This is a genomic window from Baaleninema simplex PCC 7105 (assembly GCF_000332355.1).
In the GTDB taxonomy this organism is placed as follows: Bacteria; Cyanobacteriota; Cyanobacteriia; order Cyanobacteriales; family Geitlerinemataceae; genus Baaleninema; species Baaleninema simplex.
The window spans coordinates 3017523-3039149 of record NZ_KB235958.1; the positions used below are offsets into that span (position 1 = coordinate 3017523).

The following is a 21627-nucleotide window of genomic DNA, read 5'->3' on the forward strand; positions in this document are numbered from 1 at the left end:
AATTTCTACATCCCCGCAAAAGCCAGCAACCCGTTTGCGATCGCCAATTTACGGTTTACGATAGTTGCGACACCGGTTACGACCCTCTCTCGACGCATTGAGCAGGCGATCGGTGTTCGATCTGTCGTTCGAGAAAAAAATAATGACGAGTTCCGTATCCACCACCGATCCGCTGTCAGAGCTGTTCGCAACGATTTGCGATCGCCGCGACAATCCCCAAGAAGGTTCCTACACCTGTAAGCTGTTCGCCGGAGGCGACAACAAGATTTTGAAGAAAATCGGCGAAGAAGCCGCAGAAGTCGTCATGGCGTGTAAAGACGACGACGCCGACGACATCGCTGGAGAAGCCGCCGATTTGATGTATCACACCCTGGTTGCCATAGCACATCATGGCGTAGATATCGAGGATGTTTACAAAAAGTTAGAGGAACGGCGGCGGTGATGAGGTGATGAGGAGTCGGTGCGTGACGATTTATCGGTCTCACGTTCGACACCCGATTTTTCAAGTCACGCACCCTACAAACTTGTCTGTGGGCGGTGTACATTGTCGGTGCGTGACGATTTATCGGTCTCACGTTCGACACCCGATTTTTCAAGTCACGCACCCTACGAAAACTGTAAAAATGGCGCACGAAACCTTAATTCAGGCGAATCTCGAAAAATTCTTGCTGGTACTGTCTGTGTCGCTGAGCGTGGTGACGCTGTCGCGGACGGTGAGCTTTATGCGCCAGATTCCTTATACGTTGCTTCTCGTCATTGTGGGGGTGCTGCTGGCGTTTGAAGACGTGCGACTGGTGAACCTCTCGCCGGAGTTGATTTTGGAGATTTTTCTACCGCCGTTGCTGTTCGAGGCGGGGTGGAATCTCCACTGGAAGGATCTCAAACGGGATTTATTTCCCGTGACGCTATTCGCCGTGGTGGGGGTGTTAGTGTCCGTTCTGGGAATCGGTTGGATGCTGGCGCAGTTTACGGACATTCCCCTGGCGGTGTCGCTGCTGGTGGGGGCGAGTTTGGCGGCGACAGATCCAGTTTCAGTGATTTCGCTATTTCGCGAGTTGGGCGTCAGTCGACGCTTGACGACATTGATGGAAGGGGAAAGTCTGTTTAACGACGGCGTGGCGGTAGTGGCGTTCGGACTTCTCGTCAGCTTAGCGTTGGGAACGGAGGAGTTTTCTGTGCGATCGACGATCGCCGATTTCGCGGTGTTCGTCGGCGTTGGCGTGGGAATGGGAAGTGCGATCGGCTTCGGGATTTCCTATCTGACGCAACGGTTCGATCTCCCTCTCGTCGAACAGTCGCTAACCCTAGTAGCCGCTTATGGAACTTACGTCATTACCGAGAACCTGGGCGGTTCCGGGGTGATTGGCGTGGTGACGACGGGGGTGATTTTGGGGAATTTCGGATCGCGCATCGGGATGAATCCGAGAACGCGGTTGTTGGTGAGCGAGTTTTGGGAGTTCATCGCCTTTTTCGTCAACTCGATCGTGTTTCTGTTGATTGGCGATCGCGTCCAGTTCGAGAGTTTACAAGAGAACCTGGTTCCGATGGGAATTGCGATCGCCGCCGTGTTGCTGACGCGGGGAATTTCGATTTTTGGGTTGGGAAGTTTGAGTAACGCGCTGGCGAACTCGAGAATTAGCGTTAAAGAACTCACGGTGTTGTGGTGGGGCGGTTTGCGCGGTTCGGTGTCCATCGCCTTGGCGTTGAGCGTTCCGGCGATGCTATCTCAACGGGAAGATATCATCGGAATCGTCTTCGGCGTGGTATTGTTCACGCTGCTGGTGCAGGGATTGACGACGAAATCCCTGTTGCAGAATCTGGGGTTACTCGACGAACAGTCTCGTCGCGAGGAGTTCGTCGAAGCGATGGCGCGTCGATCGGCTCTAGAACGGGTGTTGAACTATCTCGAAACCAGCGATCGCCCCTCCGAAATCGACGAAGAGTTTTATCAATACCAGTTTGCCTTGGTACGCGGCGAGCTGCACAAACTGCAACATCAGATCGAGGGATTGCAAAAAGAAGATCCCGACTTGCAGGATTATGCCAACGAACTCGTCAAAGAAAAACTTTTAGCCATCGAAGCCGATACTTACGCCGAATTCGTGCGATCGGGGCAGTTAAACAAAGAACTCGCCCCGTTTTTACAAGAAGTCCTTCAAAAAACGTGATGCCAATCTCGAGCAACTTTCCCAGCAGGCAATGTTACGATCGAAAATGAATTAACCGTTGAGAAGCGATCGCAGGTAGTTCTCCAGAACCATTCCAAGAACTCTCGGCGACAACGCTCGACTTTATCGCTTGGGACGGAGGGTATTGTTTTGGACGAACTGAGAATCGCGCTGGAGTTAGCCACAGATGAGGAACTCGAAGGGTTGACACAACTGCTCTTCCGTCCTCGGTTCAATCCGTTGGATTACATCAACGTTCCCGATCCGATCGAGGTGCAAAGTCGCCACCGCGAAGACTGGATCGATTCGCTCGAAACCCGGTTTCGCTTTCTCGCCGCAGATGGCTTAACAGTATTGCGCGGACAGAGCGATCGCGTCACCTACCGCGACGTATTGATCCGAATCTGTCGTTACTTAAAAATTCCCTACAACAAAGACCTCTCCACGACAGATATAGAAGCCGAAATCTTTTTACATCTAATGGGGCGCACCTGGAAACAGCTTCCCGCCTCAGAACAGAAAGCCTTGATGGTGCGGGTTCAGAAATCTCTGGCCAAGTCCAAACTTCCCCAACCCCTCCCGGTTCACGTTCAACGCGATCCCGTCGGGTGGTTAGTCAAAGGTGGAAGTGCGCTAGCAGTCAGTTCGGTGTTGCGTCCGATGTTGCTCAACCAGTTGGCGCGTCAGTTCGCCATCGAATTCGCCAAACACCAAATGGCGAAAGAAGCACTCAAAAGCGGTGCGCTGGCGACGTCGAAATTTAAAAGTTACGTGGCGTTACAGATGGCGCGGCGGGGAATGGCATCGGCGACGGCGCGATATACGATGACGCGGACGGTGTTTGCCTTTGTGGGGCCGGCGTTGTGGGCGTGGTTTTTCGCCGATATCGGCTGGCGATCGATCTCGACGAATTACGCTCGCATTATTCCCACCGTGTTCGCGTTGGCACAAATTCGCCTCACGCGCGGGGAAACGTGGGAATTTGCCTGCGGCTAGGTGTTTTCGGGCAACTCGGGAAACCGTCGGGGTCTCCAAGTTTGGAAGAGGTCTCATCAATTCCCCGAGTGGTGTACGATCGAAACACACAGCATTTCGTATCGAAGCCAGTGTCTACAGACTCGACGCGCCTTCCCGCTTGGGCGGTAATTTCCCTAGCCACCAACGGCGTGTTAATCGCGACGGTGGCCGTCCTTCTCGCTCGAGAAGGCAATTGGTCGCCGACCGTGCGAGCCGATGCCTCTGTCACCGTCGAGGCGACGCCGATGCCGCAACCGACTCCCACTCCCGAAGTGGGTCAGCGTCAGCAACCGTCTTACGAAGATTGGGTGGCGATCCTCGAAAAAGAGGCGGAGGCGATCGCCGCCAAACCCCCCGATCGCCTGTACGTCTTAGCGGGGGATTCGATTAGTTTGTGGTTTCCCAACGAACTGTTACCGCCGGGGGTCACGTGGCTCAATCAAAGCATTTCCGGAGAAGGCTCTGACGGACTCTACAACCGCCTGCCCCTCCTCGACGATACCGAACCCGAGAAAATTTTTATCAACATCGGGATTAACGATATGTTGCGGGGGACGGACGACGAAACGATTTTGGAAAACCACCGCAAAATTATTAAAGACATTCGCTGGATTCACCCAGAGACGGAAATCGTCGTGCAGTCGATTTTGCCCCACAGTGCTGAAAACGCCACCTGGGAGGAACGCGAGAAGTTACTCGAGATTCCCAATTCCCGCATTCGCAACCTCAACGCTCGTCTCGAGGCGATCGCCGAAGTCGAAGGGGCAAAATTCCTCGATTTATATCCCCTCTTCAGCGACGATGGCGGCCGGTTGCGAACCGACTACAGCACCGACGGACTCCACCTCAACCGTCGCGGTTACGAAATTTGGCGGACGGCACTACTCGTATTCGACAACGAGCGGTTGCAGGCGTCAGACTCGGTAGAATAGCAGAAAACTGACGATAAGCCACTCACCCCCAAATATGGATACAAAAGCCTTTAAACGATCGCTCCAGCAGTCCAACAACTACCACCGTCGCGGTTTCGGCCACGAAGCCGAAGTCGAGGGAATGCTGAAAACGGAGTATCAAAGCAATCTCATCGGCGAAATTCGCGCCAATAACAACACCCTGACGCGGGGTGACGTGACGATTCGCCTAGCCGAAGCCTTCGGGTTTTGCTGGGGGGTCGAGCGGGCCGTGGCCATTGCTTACGAAACCCGCAGCCACTTCCCCGCCGAGCGCATTTGGATTACCAACGAGATTATTCACAATCCTGGGGTAAATCAGCGTTTGCGCGAGATGAACGTGGGCTTTATCGAAGTCGTGGACGGAGAAAAGGATTTTTCCGGCGTCCGCGAAGGCGAAGTGGTGATTTTACCCGCGTTTGGGGCGACGGTTCAGGAAATGCAGCTTCTCAACGATCGCGGCTGTACCATCGTCGATACGACTTGTCCTTGGGTGTCGAAGGTGTGGAACAGCGTCGAAAAACACAAGAAACGCGATTACACTTCCATCGTTCACGGGAAATACAAACACGAAGAAACTCTCGCCACGACCTCCTTTGCGGGTAAGTATTTGGTGGTGTTGAATCTCGACGAGGCGCAGTACGTGGCTGACTATATTCTCCACGGCGGCGATCGCGAGGCGTTTTTCGAGAAGTTCCACAACGCACACTCGGACGGGTTCGATCCCGATCGCGATCTCGATTGCATCGGGATCGCCAACCAAACCACGATGCTGAAAAGCGAAACCGAACAAATCGGTAAGTTGTTCGAGCGCACGATGCTGCAAAAGTACGGACCGACAGAACTCAACCAACACTTTATGGCGTTTAACACCATTTGCGACGCCACCCAGGAACGCCAAGACGCCATGTTGGAATTGGTGAAAGAAGACCTCGATTCGATCGTGGTGATCGGGGGCTTTAATTCCTCGAATACGACGCACTTACAGGAAATTGCGATCGAACGGGGCATTCCCTCCTATCACATCGACAGTGGCGATCGCATCGGACCGGGAAATCGCATCGAACACAAACCTTTAAAACGAGATTTGGAGGTAACGGAAAATTGGTTGCCTGAAGGTAAACTCGTGATAGGCGTCACGTCGGGCGCTTCAACGCCGGATAAGTCGGTTGAAGAGACGATCGAGAAGATTTTTCAACTTAAAACACCTGCGTTGGTGTAAGGCGATCGCTCGTTTTAAGGGTGCATCTCACTTTTGTAAAAATATGAGTCTGGGGTGGGTTGGACTTCGGCAACGCTGCCGTCCAGGGGTGGAGCGATCGCGAAACCCAACAACAGCTCAATTCACTGCAAAGACTCCGATCTAATAAATTTACACTTTTGAGATGCACCCTTTTTAAGGGTATTATCTACTCTAAAAGGGTATCTGTTCGATTTTCATATATTTTGGGATATTTTTTTATTTATCGCTCTAGTGCTTGTTTTGTATTTTAGAAATCCCAGAACTATGCCCAATACAATTTGGAACGAATCTTTAGAAATTGGAATTCCAACTATCGATCTACAACACAAACAACTCATCGAACAAATGAGCTTGTTAGTGGATGCCATGCGCGAAAATCGTGCGAACAGCGAAATTTCCAAAATTATCAATTTTTTAGAAAAGTATATCGATCTCCACTTTGGGTTTGAAGAACAGTGTATGGAGTCTTATCGCTGTCCAGTTGCCTGTCAAAACAAAGAAGCTCACAAGAAGTTCGTCAAAAACTTTCGTGAGATTAAAGCTCAGTTCGATCGCGAAGGATCGAGTTTGTCGTTGGTGTTGAAAGTCAATCAAAGTCTTCTCGATTGGTTTCTCAACCACATTCGTAAAATCGATACCCAACTGGCGCGATCGCTGGTGTGCGATATTCATGAAAAGCCGTCTTAGCCTCACGGAAGGCTGCCAGATCGATCGAGAAGCATTAAGTTAAGTTAAGAAGCGTTACCCGATCTCGATCGCCATGCAACCGACCGAACTCAACGACACCATCGCCTTGGGAAACTCCAACCTCCACGTCAAGCCCTTGGGGATTGGGGCGTGGTCTTGGGGCGATAGCTTTTTCTGGCAATACGGCAACGGCTACGGAGAAGAACAAGTCCGACAAGCCTTCGACGCCGCTATCGATGCCGGAATCACCTTCTTCGACACCGCTGAAGTCTACGGACAGGGGGAATCCGAACGACTCCTCGGCAAATTCGCCAAAACCTGCGACACTCCCGTCCAAATCGCCACCAAATACGGACCGTTACCCTGGCGGTTCCGCAAATCCGACGTTTACGACGCCGTAACTGCCAGTCTCGATCGCCTGCAAACCGACTGTATTTCCCTCTACCAAGTCCACTGGCCGTTTACCTTCTTCATGTCCCAAGAAACCCTGATGGACGCCCTCGCCGACGAAGTGGAACGGGGTCGCATCCTCACCGTGGGAGTCAGCAACTACTCCGCCGACGAAATGCGTCTAGCCTACGACCTCCTCAACCGTCGCGGCGTTCCCCTCGCCGTCAACCAGGTTCGTTATTCGCTGCTGTCGCGGAAAGTCGAAACCAAAGGCATCGTCGAAACTGCCAAAACCCTCGGCGTAACGCTATTAGCCTACAGTCCCCTCGCCCAAGGACTCTTGACGGGGAAATATACCCCCGAAAACAGCAATCCCAGCGGCGGACGTCAACTCGATCCTAAGTTCCGCCCCGAGGGATTGCGGGCGATCGAACCCGTCACCTTGATGTTAGAACAGTTGGCGGAACGATACGCCAAAACCCCCGCCCAAATCGCCCTCAACTGGCTGATTTGTCAGGGCGGCGTGGTTCCCATTCCGGGGGCGAAAAACGCCGAACAAGCCCGACAAAACGCCGGGGCGTTGGGATGGTCTCTCATCGCCGACGACGTGAAACGTCTCGAACAAGCCAGTCGGCCGTGGCTGTGATGCAGACAGTCACCAGTCACCAGTCACCAGTCACCAGTTGAACAAGATCGCGACGCACTGCTGGAGATCCCCGGCATCTCCAAGATGCCGGGGATCTGACCTGAGTAGCAATACATATTTTATGTGTTTTGTCAATCCTCTGTCTCGAAAAGTTTTCTGCACCACTAAGTATTATCCGGTCATCCCATCACAACGCTTCCTTGGAAGGATCAATGTAAATATTGCCCCGTGGGGCGTGCGGTTTTCCACAGAAATCGAGCCGCTGTGGGCTTCGATGGCAGTTTTGCAAAACGCTAATCCCAATCCCGTTTGAGAAACTCCTTGCATGATTTGACCGATTTCAAAAGGCTCGAAAATCTGCTGTCGAACTTCTGGCTTGACGCCCGGGCCGTCGTCGGCGACGCGAACGCACAGGTCACCCTCGTCCCCGTATTCGATCGCGATTTCGACAGTCGAGCCTTTCGGCGAAAACTTCAGGGCATTGGCTAATAAATTATCGAGAACCCGACGACAGATCGTTTCGTCAGCGTCGATGGTGTGTCGAACGTCGGGAAAACGGGCGACGAGTTGGATTTGCTTGCGTTCGGCGAGAGTCTCGAACTCGCTCAACGTGGTGCGAACCAAACTGACGAAATCGACCGGTTGGTAATGAAGCTGTAACTTATTGGCATACACTTTAGCCACGATCAACAAGCTATCGACCATCGACTGCAACCGCAACCCCGAACTACTGATGTATTTGACGTATTTTCGTTGTTTGGTGTCGAGGGGAGTCGTGGCTAACATATCCGCCGACATCACGATACTGCTCAGGGGATTTCGGAAATCGTGAACTAAAGCGTTCGATAACTCTTCGCGGGTTTTTAATAACGCCTTTAACTGGTCGTATTGTTGTTTGACGCGCAGTAGCGATCGCACCCGCGCCCGCAACTCCACTGCGTTAACTGGCTTACTGATAAAATCGTTCGCACCGGCTTCGATTCCCTTGGCTAAATCGAGCTTTGAATCGAGTGCCGTTACCATTAAAATCGGTACGTGCTGATACTGGGAATGCGATCGAATATAGCGACACACCTCGAACCCGTCGAATTCCGGCATCATCGCATCGAGCAGGATCGTATCGGGAAGCTGGCGTTCGATTTCCTGTAACGCCTCCCGGCCGCTTTGGGCAAATACCAGGTCGTACCCTTCGCGAAACAACAAAATCTCGACGACTTCAAAATTGTCTGGCTCGTCGTCTACTACTAAGAGTTTCGGGGTATCGTTCATCAACATTTGCGTCGTTCCGTCTCAGCCTTTGCCAAACCGACCGATCGAGAGCGACGGGCCTCCAAATAACAACAAGAAAATTGATACGGGGACGACGAAGTTCTCATAGCTGTTCGGTGGCTCCACGGGGTTCCCCAACACTCAGCCAACTGTCGCCACGGGATTGCCAAACAACGGCAGTCTCGAAGACCGGACTGTCGTTGTTGTCTCTCGAGCGAACGTCGGCGTTAAAAGACATCGCGTTCTCGAGATCGACAGCAAGATCGCCTTCGCGTATCCGCTAGATCGAGATCCCAAACTGTAACGTTTGGGAGTGTCCGATCTCAGCTCCTGCCGACTGAGAAGGACGTTAAAGGATAGATTCTGACTCGGCCGTCGGAGACAGTAACCGTTCGAGGGTCTCTAGCAACAGTTTTAAACGCACGGGCTTAGGAATGTAATCGTCTGCACCAGCTTTGAGGCAGCGATCGCGATCGCCAGCCATCGCTAACGCCGTCAGTGCGACGATCGGCACGTCGGCGATATCGGCTTCGCCTCGGATGCGAGCGATCGCCTCCAATCCATCGACTAACGGCATTTGTACGTCCATCAAGATCGCGTCCGGTCGATGTTGTTTGGTTTTGCGAAAGGCGTCTAAACCGTTCTGGGCGATCGCCGTGCGGTAGCCGTTGGCGCAGAGGAAACTCACCAACATTTCAGCACTGGCTTTGTGGTCTTCAGCTAACAAAACCAAAGGTTTTTCAACATCCGGTATAGAGGACGAGGAAGACAAAAGATTCTCGACGTCCTCTTCTTCGATCGCGCGTTGTCCTTGAGAAATTTGGGCGGGAATCCACACCGTAAAGCAACTTCCACCCCCGACGCGACTGTCGACCTCGATGCGACCGCCGTGAAGTTCCGTCAACCGCTTCACCAACGACAACCCCAGACCCGTTCCGCTGTAAGTGCGACACAGACGGCTATCGATCTGCACGAACGGCTCGAACAGGCGATCGCAATCTTCCGGGGCGATGCCGATTCCCGTATCGCTGACGGCAAAGACCGCGTAAAACTTATCGTCGGCGTCGGAACTCTCGCTTACCAACGAGACGTCCAAACTCACGCGACCGCCATCGGGAGTAAACTTCACGGCATTGCTGAGTAGGTTGACCAAAACCTGACGCATCCGTCGTTCGTCGATATCCAGCACCACCGAGTTGTCGCGCACTTCGAGATGGAGGTGGATGTTTTGTTTCGCTGCCATCTGTTTCACGAAACTGAGACTCGACTCGCACAGTGGTAATAGCGTCGTCGGCGATCGATGAAGTTCGAGGTGTCCGGCTTCGATCTTGGATAAGTCGAGGATGTCGTTAATTAATTCCAATAAATGCCGACCGCTGCGTTCGATGGTGCCGATCGCTTTGATTTCCCGGTCGTCCAACACCCCGTAAACTTGTTCTAACAAGCCTTCGGAAATGCCTAAAATCGCGTTGAGGGGCGTTCTCAGCTCGTGGCTCATGTTGGCGAGAAATTCGTCTTTGAGGCGGGTGGCTCGGGCGAGTTCGGCGTTGGTGCGCCGGAGCGTCTCTTCAAAGCCTTTGCGATCGGTAATGTCGAGAACGGTGCCTAAAAATCCCCACAACTGGCCGCTGGCATCGAAAATCGGTTCGCCGCGAGCAGAGAGATAGCCCAGTTCTCCCGTATCGCGGTAGAAGCGATACTCGACGGCAAACGATTGTTGGGCGGCCACAGCTTGTTCGACGGTGTCGCGGTGACGCGGGCGGTCGTCGGGGTGGATGCAGGCGTCTAACTCGGCGTAAGTGGGAGCGCCTCGGTGGAGATCGCGCTTGAAAATGCGGAAGGTTTCTTCAGACCACTCGATCTGGCCGGTGTCGAGGTGGTATTCCCAACTGCCCAAACAGGCGATGCGTTGGGCGCTCAGCAACCGCGCTCGGCTCTTGCGAAGTTGCACTTCGGCCGTTTTGCGATCGCTGATGTCGCTGATGCGAACCAAGTTAAACCGGGTTCCGGCCACTTCGATGGTTTTGGCGGCTAAATTACCCCAGAAGTAGCGACCGCGACAGGTTGCGTATTCGATTTCGCGACTCCAAAACCCCCGTTCTCGAATTTCGCGGGCGATGTCTCGAATTTCTTCGAGGGTAAAGGGATGGCGCTGTAAGCTGTTGCCTTCGATACCCACGAGTTCCCATTTCGACTCGGCCTCGAACAGTTCTAAGGCGCGGCGGTTGCAATCGACGGTCAACAGCGAATCGGGATCGACGAGAAACAGGGCGTCGGTCGATTCGTTGAAAATTGCCTCTCGTAAGTCGCGGTTTTGGACTAAATCGAGTTCGACGTGCTTGCGCTCGGTGATGTCTTCTGCCACGCCAACGATGCGATCGATCTGGCCGGTTTCGTCGGTTACGGGAAAGGCGCGATCGCGAATCCAACGCAGTTGTCCGTCCGATCGCACGATGCGATATTCTTCGTCGAGGGTTCCCCCGTTAAAGGATTTAAAAAGACCGAGAACGCGATCGCGATCGTCGGGGTGAATCGAAGCTTCCCACGCTTCCTGAGTTTTGGGATATCCCGGCCCCCACAAACGCTCGTAAGACGGGCTGACGTACAGCAGTTCCTCGAATCCGGGGGTGACGATTGAAAAGACGTCCTCGATGGTTTCGGCCAGTTGCCGAAATTTGGCTTCGCTCTCTTTCAGTGCTGCGTCGGTCGCTTTGCGAGCCGTGATGTCGAAAAACATACCATCCCACACGAGGGATCCGTCCGGTTGGCGTTCGGGTTCTGAGAGTCCTTGAATCCAAACGAGACGACCTGAAGGGGCGATAAAGCGTCCTTCCCAATGCCAACGGCTTCGAGTGCGAACCGAACGGTCGATCGAGATATCGAAGCTGGGGCGATCGTCGGGGTGAATCCGGTCGAACAACGTCCTCGCGTCGCGACAGACGCCTTCGGGGTCGAGTTCGAGCAGATCTCGCAGGCGATCGCTGACGTAGAGAAAGGTTTGCCTTCCCTCGAGATCGCGGACAAACTGATCAATGACTCCCGGTGCGTTGGCGGCAATGCGTTGAAACCGGGCTTCGCTGGCTTGCAGTGCCAGTTCGGCCTGTTTGCGGTCGGTAATGTCGGTATCGGTTCCCATCATCTTCAGGAGCGTTCCCGACGCGTCTCGCCACACTCGCCCCCGCACGAGAATCCATCGCAACGAGCCGTCTTTGTGAACCATGCGATGCTCGAGGACATACTCGGGGGTGCGTCCGTCGAAACAAGCGGTGGCGGCCTCCATGACCGCGTCGCGATCGTCGGGATAGACATACTGCACCCAGCGATCGATGTCGTTGGGGATTTCGTCGTCCTCGTACCCCAAAAGGGCTTTGACGTTGGGATCGAGGTAAAACTCGCCGGTTTGAAGGTTCCACTCCCAAATCCCCACTCGGGCGGCGCGGGTGGCTAAGGCATATCGCTGCTGGCTGGTTCGCAGGGCGTCTTCGGCGGCTTTGCGAGAGCTGATGTCGAGGGCGATGGCCAGAAACAGCGATGTTCCAGACTGTTCGATTTGCTGGAGGCGAACGTCGACGGGATAAGTACTGCTGTCAGCCCGTTGGTGGACGGTTTCAAAGATGAGTTGGGGGACGCAACCGTCGACCAGAGGGGCGACGTGCTGGCGAAACCGATCGCGGCTGAAATGGGGGGTGATGTCGAGAACGCTCGCCCGCGCCATCTCTTCGGCCGTGTAGCCCAGGTTTTGCAACGCCCCGCGATTGACGTAACGAAATTGTAGGGTTTCGGCATCGATAATGTAAATTTCGTTGACACTGGCTTCGAGAACGTCGAGCAGTTGCGATCGCTCGGCGGTTTCGGCACGCAGTTGGGCGGTGCGCTGTTCGACTTGGCTCTCGAGGGTGCGGTTGAGGTCTTGTAAGGTCAGTTCGGCCTGTTTGCGATCGGTAATATCGGCGATCGCACCAATGAGTTTGACGGGCTGACCGTTTTCGCAGACGACGCGAGCGGTGGTTCTCACCCAGCGCGATCGCCCGGTCGCGGTGAGAAAGGGAACTTCGAGATCGTAACCCCGACCGCTTTCGAGGGCGAGGGCAAACGCTTCGCAGACGGTATCTCGAGCCTCGTCGGGATAGAATTCGAGCAATCGGTCGATATCGAGCAGGGGATGGGGGGAAACATCGCAGGGAAGTTCGTGAATGCGATACATTTCCTCGGTCCAGATGACTTTGCCCGCTCGCAGGTCGATCGACCACCCTCCAACTCGACTGAGACGTTGGGTTTCTTGCAGGAGGGTTTCGTTCTGGCGCAGGCGTTCTTCGGCGTGTTTGCGATCGGTGATGTCCTCGAAGGTGCCTAAAATACCGATGATGTTTCCGTCGGGATCGAGCAGCGGGACTTTGTGGGTACGTATCCAGCGAGTTTGACGCGAGGACGCCTCGCCGCGACCTTCGACGATGGTAATGGGTTCTTCGAGGTGGAGTTTGTCCCGTCCCGAGGCCATGATTTCGAGGTCGTCAGCTCGGTAGAGGGGGGCTTCGCGATACCAGGGACAGTCGAAGTCGCTCGCTCCGACGAGGTCGTCGGGATCGTCGCGTCCCGCGAGTTCGGCGAGTTTTCGGTTACATCCGAGAAAGCGACCGTCGCGATCTTTCCAAAAAATCGGTTGGGGGACGGTATCGAGAACGAGGCGCAAAAAGGCTTGGCTGTTGCGGGCGGCAGTTTGGGCGGCTCGGTGTTCGGTCAGATCTCGCACGATCGCCACACCGGCTTCGATGGGTTCGTTTTCGTCTCCGATGGGGACGACGCAGATGTTGTAGTGACGACAACCGAAGAAAAGGTCGTCGCAGGCTCGATCGCCCGCCAGGGCTTGACGGTACAGGGGTTCGATCGCCGCACAGGTGTCGGGGGGTAAGACGTCCCAGATCGTTTTTCCTTCGAGTTCGTCTTTTTGAAAGCCTCGGGTTTGACAGTTCCAACCGCCGACGGCTTGATAGCGCAAGTGGCGATCGAACAGGAGGACGGCACCCTCGGGAAAGTTATCGATGAGGGTACGCACTCGTTGCTGGCTGCGGTGCAAGCGCTCTTGGAGCTGGCGGTTGCGGGTTTCGAGGTCGCGCACGCGTTCGGCGCGATCGATGGCGGTGCTCAGGTGAACCGCGAAGTGGTGCAGGACGGCTCGCTCGGCGTCGTTCCATTGTCTCTGTTGAGGGCAGTTTCCGACCCGGATCGCTCCCCATTGGCGAGCGTCGGACCTGTGAAGGGGAACGGTGAGGTCGGTGTCTGCAATCTGGGGTTGGGGGAAGGCGGCAACGATGCGTGTGCTTCCGTCTGTGTCGTAACGCACGATCGCCACGCGATCGCCCTCGAGCCAATGCTGTATTTCTTCGACGGCTGCCTGTAAGATGTCTTCGAGTTCGAGCGATCGCCCCACGCGCAGCGCCATTTCTGCGGCGATCTGGGCGGGATCGGGAGGTGGCACACAGCGATCGTCGGTTTCGTTGCAACACCATGCTAAAGCATCGGCAACTCTTGCGAATTCCACAACGCGACAGGGAGGTAGATGTTGTTGCACCCGTTGGTGACAGACGGTTCGAGTCTCAAGAGAGTTATCGATGAGTAGAACGGTAAGGGAATGAGTCACGGTTGTTTTCGGTTGCACCGGGTCGGTACGCTCGCAGAAGCAGTACGTAGCCCTTTCGCCACAGCAGGGAGCAGGTTGGAGAATCGGTGTGTGGAGAGGGAAAGTCGAGCCACGGGAATTCCTTCGCCGAAGCCGTTCGTCCTGGGATCTCGCTTGGGGGGTGAGGGCGTGCGAACAAAACGAGTCGTTTTCGCGCGAGGCACGAACGTTTTTCGCAGCCTGGGGTTTCTGGGATCGCTCGGGACGCAAACGGAGAGCGAGGGAATTGAGGTCGCTCGCGTCGAATTTAGGAGGGGTGAGAAGACCTCTCCAAAGTCCTAAAAGTTTTCCTTTTCTGTGATAGCACGCAAATCGAAAATTAGCTGTGTTTAAAATCAATGCAGAAATGTCGATTTTATGGCTTCACTCTGCAATTTTTATAGCGATCGCTACAGTTTTTTACGCCAGTTGCACTCGATTCTTTTTGCGATCGGTCTGATTTACTGTGAAAATACTTTCTAATTTTTTAGAAAACAGAGGCTCTGCTCGGCTCAGCTTAGATGAGATTGCGTTCTGCACTGACTGTGTGCGATCGCCGAGTCTATTGACTTTTATTTCGCAAAACTTTAAGTTTTATCGGGGTTTTGACAGTCGTGACGATCGTGATGTTCGGGGAAGACGCGATGGGGAACGCCGTGCGCGATCAGATCGACGGGACATTGGTAGGTTTTTTCGAGCATTTCTGCCGAAATCTGCTTTTCTCCGTGGTAAAACAAGCGACGGTTGAGACAGCCGATCGTTTTCACGTAAGTTGAAACTGCACCGAGATCGTGGGAGACCAACACGATGGGAATTGTTTCGTTGAGCTGGCGCAGCAGTTCGTAAACGTTCGTTTGCATTTTCGGATCGATGCTGGCAGTGGGTTCGTCGAGGAGCAACACCCGTGGCTCGCTGGCTAAGGCACGAGCGATGTAAACCCGCTGTCGTTGTCCGCCGGACAGTTCCCCGATGGGGGTGCGGACAAAGTCTAACATTTCTAATTGTTCTAAGGCGTGATCGACGATGTCATCGTCCTTGGCGTTATAGCGTTTGAGCAGTCGCCGCTTTCCGAGACGACCCATTCGTACGACATCTCGCACGCGTACGGGAAACTCGCGATCGAAATCGATACCTTGCGGGACGTAGCCGATAAATCGACGCCCCTGTTTGACGGGACGGCCGAAGATCTCGACACGACCGCGCATCGGTGCGATCGATCCTAACAATACTTTTAAAAACGTCGTTTTGCCGCCGCCGTTGGGGCCGATAATGCCGATAAAATCTCCTGCTTCAACACTTAAGTTAATGTCTTCGAGAACGGGATCGCGATCGTATCCAGCCCAAAGATGACGTACTAAGATGGCAGGGGAAGACTCAGACATTTTTGAGTTGATAATTGATAGTTTGATAGGGAACGGGGAACAGGGAACGGGGAACGGGGGGTAGTGCTGCACTCTAATAATGCTGGTCGGACACGATCCTTCTGTGGCCAGGATTTGAAAGCCAAAGTAGCATTACTCCTCATTGCTACCTGAATTTTAAAACCGAATATCTTCACTCTTGACTCTTCACTCTTACCTCTACACTGAAAGACGCTCCCCCACTCCCTCGATCTTCCTCTAATCAGTTCCCAAGACTTCCGAGAAGATTTGAGACACTTCGAGTAGGTTATCAGACCAATCGCGGGCGAGGGGAGTAATTGGTATTACTTCTCCGTCGATTTCGCGAGCGATGAGTTCGGCTGACTGGGTATTGAATTCGGGTTGGGTGAAGACAATTTTAATATTTTCAGCTTGGGCTTCGCTGACGAGTTCGGCCAGTTCGGCCGCACTCGGTTCTTGTCCTCCAACTTCGATGGGAACTTGTTCGAGATCGTAGTCTCGGGCAAAGTAGCCCCAGGACGGATGAAATACGATGAATTTTCGATTTTCGAGTCCGGCTAGATTGTCGCGAATTTGCGTGTCGAGTTTGTCGAGTTCTTCGAGAAAGTTAGCGAAGTTGGTGTCGTATTCGGCTCGGTTTTCGGGATCGAGTTGTGTGAGGGCGTCGTGGATATTTCGGGCTTGGATTTTAACGAGAGTGGGAGACAGCCAAACGTGAGGATCTAAGGTTTCGCCGTCCTGTGCGTCTTCGTGTTGGTGTTGGTGTTCGTCTGCGTCTTCGTGTTGGTGTTGGTGTTGGTGTTCGTCCTCGTGGTGGTGATGAGCTGCCATTTCCATTTTGTCGATGCCTTGGGTGGAATCGACGACGAGCATTTCGGAATTAGCACTTCGGATGCGTTCCATCCAGGCTCGTTCGTAAGGGACACCAATACTAATGTAGGCTTCGGCTTCGTTGAGGGCGCGGAGTTGTTCGGGGCGTGGCTCGTAGGTAGCCGGAGATGCGCCGGGTTGCACCATCACGTTTACGTTAACATTGTCCCCACCAATTTTTTCGACGAAGTACTCCTGCGGAACGATGCTGACGGTGATGTCGAGGGTGGTGTCGGGGGAGTTCTCGGGGGAGTTCTCGGGGGTCGTGTCGTTGGACGTCGGGACGTTGCTGCACCCGACGATCGCACTGAGTCCTAGGGATACAACGGCTGTGGGAAGAGATACCCTCATCTAAGCTTTTCTCCTGTGGCCTGGCGATCGCGACCGACGCGATCGTCAGTTTTGATAACGATAATCATTTAAATAACATAGAATGCGGGTCTTGACTAGGGAGGTGGAGGGATTCTGGCAATTCCGAGGCTTGAATTGTGAAGGAAGTCTTCACGATCTGTACAAAAGTTGTAAAATTGCCGTTTCTGTGACGCTAGCTCTGCCCAAAACCCTCTTGTAACTGAATTATGAACTGTGGCTTCACAATAGGGGCGCGATCGCCAGAACGACTGATGGGTGAGGGGTGAAACCCTCTACTCAAATACAGTTTGTCAAAGGCGATCGCCGAAAAATCTGTGATTTTACCGAAATTTTAAAAATAACATTGCGATGCACTCAAATTGCTTAAGCAATTTCCGAAGTCTGTTTAAAAAACACTCGTTAAAGTTTTTGTAAAGTTCAGTGTTTTAACTCAAGACAGATTCACAAGAACTTCACTATATTAAAACTGGAAAGGCGAAGAAATGAGTTCGACTTCAAAAAAACACACCCAGGCTTTTTTGAAGCTACGTTGTTCGATAAAATTACGATTTTCAATTTCTGGTTTTCATCGAAAGGCTTAAAATTGAAAATCTTCGTCCAGCTTGACAATATGAAAACCCAGACTCAAACACAACGAGAATACTTTTCGAGCCTTAAAATAATGGGTGTTCCTGCCAAAAAAAATATCGATCTTAAGTTTTTTTTAGGCGGAGCAAAATAATGTCTAAGCCCAGTGCTGACGAACAATATATGTTGGAACTCGTCAATCGGATGCGACAAGATCCAGCGTCAGAACTCAATTTACTCCTCAATAGTCCAAGTTCGGAAGTCCGAGAAGCCTTAAGTTATTTTGATGTCGATCGAAAAATATTAGAAGAACAATGGCGTGACTTAAAAGCAGTCGCGCCCGTAGCTTGGTCGGAAAAACTCCAAGATTCAGCCCGAACCCATAACGAATTGATGGTGTATTACGATCGCCAATCGCACAATCTTCCGAACGAACCGCGTTTGCTCGATCGCATCGAAAAGACTGGATACGAAGCAGCAAAAGTTGCTGAAAATATTTTCGCCTATCCCGAATCCGTTTTTGCCGGACACGCTGGATTCGCCATAGACTGGGGTAATACCGAAACGGGAATCCAAAATCCACCGGGACATCGTATTACCCTGCTAAACGAAGACTATCGGGAACTGGGAATTTCCATCATCGAAGAAAACGATCCCAACACCACGGTCGGCTCGTTACTGATTACCCAACATTTCGGACTCGATCGCCAAGCAGCTCGGTCGAACGCCGATCCTTGGTTGTTGGGAGTCGTCTACGACGATAGCCGTCGCAACGATAACTTTTATACACCTGGCGAAGGTCTCGAAGCCGTCACCGTAGAGGTCAAAAACCGCGAAACGGGAGAAACCTACCAGACCCAAAGCTGGCGTTCTGGGGGCTACCAGTTGCAACTTCCCGCTGGAACGTACACCGCTACCTTTAAAGGAGACTTCGATCGCGACGGACGCAACGATACTGTGTCTCAACGGATCGCGGTACGAGACGAAAACATCAAACTCGACCTGATAACAGACAGCCTCGACCTGTCCACCTCTGTGACGGCGACTCTCGAGAGCGTTGACAATAGCATCGACGACGGCGAACCCAGCAATAGCAACACGCAAACCGCAAACTCCCACGGTGAAATCGCCTTTGACCGCGAACTGACCCTCTCCCTCACGCCGTTTTCCGGTCGCAGCGTGTCCGGGGATTGGCTCGAAGGACACAGCGGGTCAGACACTCTTCTGGGAAGCGACATCGACGACGCGTTAGAAGGAAACGCTGGAAACGACGTTCTCGTCGGACGCGGCGATCGCGATCGTCTCGATGGAAACGAGGGTGACGACTCGATCTTCGGAAACACCGGCCGCGACACCCTCGATGGCGGCCTCGACAACGACGATCTCTATGGCGGTCGCGAGGACGACCTCATCGTCAGCGGCGGCGGAAACGATGCAGTGATGGGCGATTTCGGAGAGGATACGGTAACGGGAGATTCGGGACACGACCTCCTCTACGGAAATGCTGGCGACGACCTCATCGATGGCGGTTTCGACAACGATACGCTGTTCGGCGGTCTCGGCGACGATACGCTGTTTGGCGGGCCGGGGGACGACGACCTCGTCGGCGATCGTGGAAACGACCTGCTCGTCGGCGGTGAGGGACGCGATCGCTTCTGGGTGAAACCCGAGACCGAAACCCTCACGATTGTTGACTTCTCCGACGACGTCGATCGCATTGTCGTCTCGGACGGGTTGGAGTACCAGGACTTTACGGTGTTCGAGGTGGGAAACGACCTGCAACTGGTGGCGGGACATCTCAGTTTGACCTTGCAAAACTGCGATCGTCTCCAACTCGACGAGACGGATTTTCTGTCCGTCTAACGCTTCCTACGAAATCCGAATCTCAACGCTTCGACTTCGCTCGCTTCGACTTCGCTCAGCGTTGATTCCGAGTGGAGTCGAGGACTCAAACAGCAGTTTCTCCGAAGCCGGTAAGACCCTCCAACCCCCCTTAGCCCCCGTACAAAGGGGGGTTGGGGGGATGTGGTGAAGACTTCTTGAAGCCCAACTATCGGACAAGGAGGGAGTTGCAAACCCAGACCAGAGCGGCACAGAACGTCAACGATTCTTCAAAAAACCTTACAGCCCAAAAGCCGACGTGCGATCGCGTGTTAACTTCGTGGGAACCAATATGTTGGCGGTGCGTGGCGAGCGATCGGTCTCACGTTCGACACCCCGTTCTTTAAGTCACGCTACTCACTGTTCACTGTTGACTGTTCACGGTTATGACTCCTCCGTCTCCTCCTCCCATTTCTCCCCGTCAGATGAACCTGTTGCGAGTCGTCGCGTCTATGGCTTGGGCTGACGGACAACTGGCGAAAGAAGAAGTCGATTTAATGCTCGATCGCTTCAGCCTGATTTTCGCCAAAAACGCCGAACAACAACAAAAGCTTCAGCAAGAGCTGCGGGAGTATTTGGTTCAAAATATTCCTCTCGAAGATTTGGTTCCCAAACTCCAAAGCCAAGAAGAGCGAGAACTCGTTTTGAAACTTGGTTACGAAACCATTGCCTCGAGTTCTCGTACCCCTGACGAACCTAAGATCAATGAAGAAGAAGCGACGGCGTATCAAAAACTCGTCGAACTGCTCGATTTACCGGAAACCGTCGTCAAAGAGATCGAAGCCACTGTCGAGCGAGAACACAGCGGCGATCGCTCTATTTTCGAAAGCCTTTCTGAATCCCTCGATAATTTTTTCAACAATTAGTTTGGCTTACGAATTCAAGATCGTAATTGGATATTTCAGTTTAAATAAGTTCGTTTTGTTTTATTAACCTGCAACTCTAATGTAGGTTGATTTGACATCCTCTCCCAGCAACCCGTTCCGGGTATGCAGGGAGATTCCTTGGGTCGCCCCAAAGATTTCCTGCTTCAACAGGTGCCAGCTAGACTGAGCCAACTCAGCCCCCGCCGCATCCCCTCCACAGGCAGTTTCGATTCCCCGTTGCCCACGGGTACAGATAACTTGTCCGCTCGCCACATCACGGGGTTTAATTGACCCGCAGTTGTGACAGTGATGAATCCTAGTTGAGAGATCTTTGCGAACCTCCACTCCACAATCTGGGCATTCCTGAGAAGTGCCACGAGCATCCACCTTGCCGTAAAAGACATCACGCTTCCAGCACACCCAGGGAAGGATCTGATTCACAAATTGACCCAATCCAGCATCTAGAGTGTGTTTGCCCAACATTCCCTTGGCCATAATGCGGAAGTCGAGATCTTCGACAAAAATCATCCCTGCGCCGTCGCAGAGGTGATGAGCCAGCTTGAAATGCCAGTCTTTTCTCGTATCGGCAATCCGTTGATGGACTCTGGCAATTTTCTTCTGGAGTTTCAGCCAGTTAGCTGACCCCTTCTGCTTTTTCTTCAATCGGCGTTGCAGCAATTTCAGCTTGCGGTGCAGATTGTTGAAAAAGCGAGGTCGCTTGACCTGTTCTCCATCAGACGTTGAAAGAAAGTACTCCAGTCCAACGTCAATCCCTACCGGATGTCCGTGAGGTATCGTGTCAGGGATATCGATGTCAGCCTGAAGGCTCAGCATAACAAAGTACCCGGATGCCTTGCGGACAATCTGGGCTTGCTTAACCTGGAATAAATCAGGAATTTTCCGCGACCACCGAACCCGAACCCAGCCCAGTTGCGGCAGCTTTATCCCCCCAACCCCCCGAACTTCGGGGGGCGAAGGGGGGATGCAGTTTTTGAGCATCTGGGGGAAGACAAAGCTTCGCATCCGGTAGGGTTTTTTGAATCGTGGAAGACCCGAACGTTTTAACCGCCACGACTCCCAAGAAGCCTCAAGTTTTCTAAGGACTTGCTGAAGAACCTGAGCGTTGACAGTCTTTAATCGGGGGTATTCAGTCTTGGCAGCGGTCAAACGCTTAGCCTGAACGTGGTAGTTCGGGAAGGGTGCATCTGCTGGCAAGATAAATTCCTGCCGCATCGAGCACGCATTCACGGGTGACTTGCGGGAATTTAGCCAGTCTTTACGTTCCCGCAGAGCAAAATTCCAGACATGGCGGCACACATCAAGAATGTGTTCGATCTCTGAAACCTGCTCCGCCGTTGGCTCTAGCTTAAATTCCCACGTCATGTTTAGCATATCTAAACTGTAGCAAATCTTTTGTAGGTTACTCCCCTCGGTCGCGCTTCGCTACACCACCAGCCAAGCCTGAGAGGGTGACAAGGTAGACGGAAGCCAGACGGGACAATTGTTTGAGAGAATAGAGGAGTCCCAAAAAAGAGGGTGGCGTTTGCGGCCACCCAACAAAAAATGCTACCGACATTCTACCAAGATTTTCTGCGCATCCATCTCAATGAGAAGCAAATTGGGATCTTAAAGTGGCTGGTCTGGATACTGCAAATGCATCGGC

The 21627-nt window shown here is 53.1% G+C and carries 14 protein-coding genes and 1 pseudogene; 9 read left to right on the plus strand and 6 right to left on the minus strand.

All coding sequences use genetic code 11. The annotated features are described in order from the left end of the window. Positions 1-166: 166 nt before the first annotated feature. The 7 genes and pseudogenes from hisE to GEI7105_RS0115465 all read left to right on the plus strand — a co-directional run. Positions 167-442 (plus strand): annotated as a pseudogene (gene hisE, locus GEI7105_RS30805) (phosphoribosyl-ATP diphosphatase); the annotation flags it as partial. A 181-nt stretch (positions 443-623) separates the two neighbouring features. Beyond that, positions 624-2168, plus strand: coding sequence for a cation:proton antiporter (locus GEI7105_RS0115440; protein WP_026097695.1), 1545 nt, complete (start codon positions 624-626; stop codon positions 2166-2168). A gap of 150 nt (positions 2169-2318) precedes the next feature. Then, on the plus strand, positions 2319-3164 hold the full coding sequence (locus tag GEI7105_RS0115445) for a YaaW family protein (RefSeq protein ID WP_017661342.1): 846 nt from the start codon (positions 2319-2321) through the stop codon (positions 3162-3164). A 110-nt stretch (positions 3165-3274) separates the two neighbouring features. Then, entirely contained in the window at positions 3275-4117 is an 843-nt protein-coding gene (locus tag GEI7105_RS0115450) for a GDSL-type esterase/lipase family protein (protein WP_017661343.1), read from the plus strand. A 34-nt stretch (positions 4118-4151) separates the two neighbouring features. Further along, the gene (locus GEI7105_RS0115455) at positions 4152-5357 is read left to right on the plus strand and encodes a 4-hydroxy-3-methylbut-2-enyl diphosphate reductase (RefSeq protein ID WP_017661344.1); all 1206 of its coding nucleotides are present in this window, start codon (positions 4152-4154) and stop codon (positions 5355-5357) included. Between the two features lie 285 nt (positions 5358-5642). After that, positions 5643-6065, plus strand: a complete 423-nt coding sequence (locus tag GEI7105_RS0115460; RefSeq protein ID WP_017661345.1) for a bacteriohemerythrin — start codon at positions 5643-5645, stop codon at positions 6063-6065. Between the two features lie 73 nt (positions 6066-6138). Beyond that, entirely contained in the window at positions 6139-7101 is a 963-nt protein-coding gene (locus GEI7105_RS0115465) for an aldo/keto reductase (RefSeq protein ID WP_017661346.1), read from the plus strand. Positions 7102-7272: 171 nt separating this feature from the next. Here GEI7105_RS0115465 and GEI7105_RS0115470 read toward each other — a convergent pair whose 3' ends face one another. The 5 genes from GEI7105_RS0115470 to GEI7105_RS0115500 all read right to left on the minus strand — a co-directional run bounded on the left by GEI7105_RS0115470 (position 7273) and on the right by GEI7105_RS0115500 (position 16629). Then, a complete protein-coding gene (locus GEI7105_RS0115470; protein ID WP_035493169.1) occupies positions 7273-8370 on the minus strand; it encodes an ATP-binding response regulator in 1098 nt (365 codons plus the stop codon). A 103-nt stretch (positions 8371-8473) separates the two neighbouring features. Then, on the minus strand, positions 8474-8608 hold the full coding sequence (locus tag GEI7105_RS40495; RefSeq protein ID WP_281166997.1) for a hypothetical protein: 135 nt from the start codon (positions 8606-8608) through the stop codon (positions 8474-8476). Positions 8609-8719: 111 nt separating this feature from the next. After that, on the minus strand, positions 8720-14008 hold the full coding sequence (locus GEI7105_RS33590) for a PAS domain S-box protein (RefSeq protein WP_144053827.1): 5289 nt from the start codon (positions 14006-14008) through the stop codon (positions 8720-8722). Positions 14009-14613: 605 nt separating this feature from the next. Continuing rightward, positions 14614-15408, minus strand: coding sequence for a metal ABC transporter ATP-binding protein (locus tag GEI7105_RS0115495; protein ID WP_017661352.1), 795 nt, complete (start codon positions 15406-15408; stop codon positions 14614-14616). Between the two features lie 237 nt (positions 15409-15645). Beyond that, positions 15646-16629 (minus strand): metal ABC transporter solute-binding protein, Zn/Mn family, encoded by a 984-nt coding sequence (locus GEI7105_RS0115500; RefSeq protein ID WP_017661353.1) that lies wholly within the window; start codon positions 16627-16629, stop codon positions 15646-15648. A gap of 741 nt (positions 16630-17370) precedes the next feature. Between GEI7105_RS0115500 and GEI7105_RS33595 the strand changes: the two genes are divergently transcribed. Both GEI7105_RS33595 and GEI7105_RS0115520 read left to right on the plus strand, forming a co-directional pair. Further along, a complete protein-coding gene (locus tag GEI7105_RS33595) occupies positions 17371-19080 on the plus strand; it encodes a CAP domain-containing protein (RefSeq protein ID WP_017661355.1) in 1710 nt (569 codons plus the stop codon). A 404-nt stretch (positions 19081-19484) separates the two neighbouring features. Continuing rightward, complete coding sequence (locus GEI7105_RS0115520; protein WP_026097697.1) at positions 19485-19964, plus strand: tellurite resistance TerB family protein; 480 nt, start codon at positions 19485-19487, stop codon at positions 19962-19964. A 63-nt stretch (positions 19965-20027) separates the two neighbouring features. Here GEI7105_RS0115520 and GEI7105_RS0115525 read toward each other — a convergent pair whose 3' ends face one another. Next, the gene (locus GEI7105_RS0115525) at positions 20028-21356 is read right to left on the minus strand and encodes an RNA-guided endonuclease InsQ/TnpB family protein (RefSeq protein WP_017661357.1); all 1329 of its coding nucleotides are present in this window, start codon (positions 21354-21356) and stop codon (positions 20028-20030) included. Between the last annotated feature and the right edge of the window lie 271 nt (positions 21357-21627).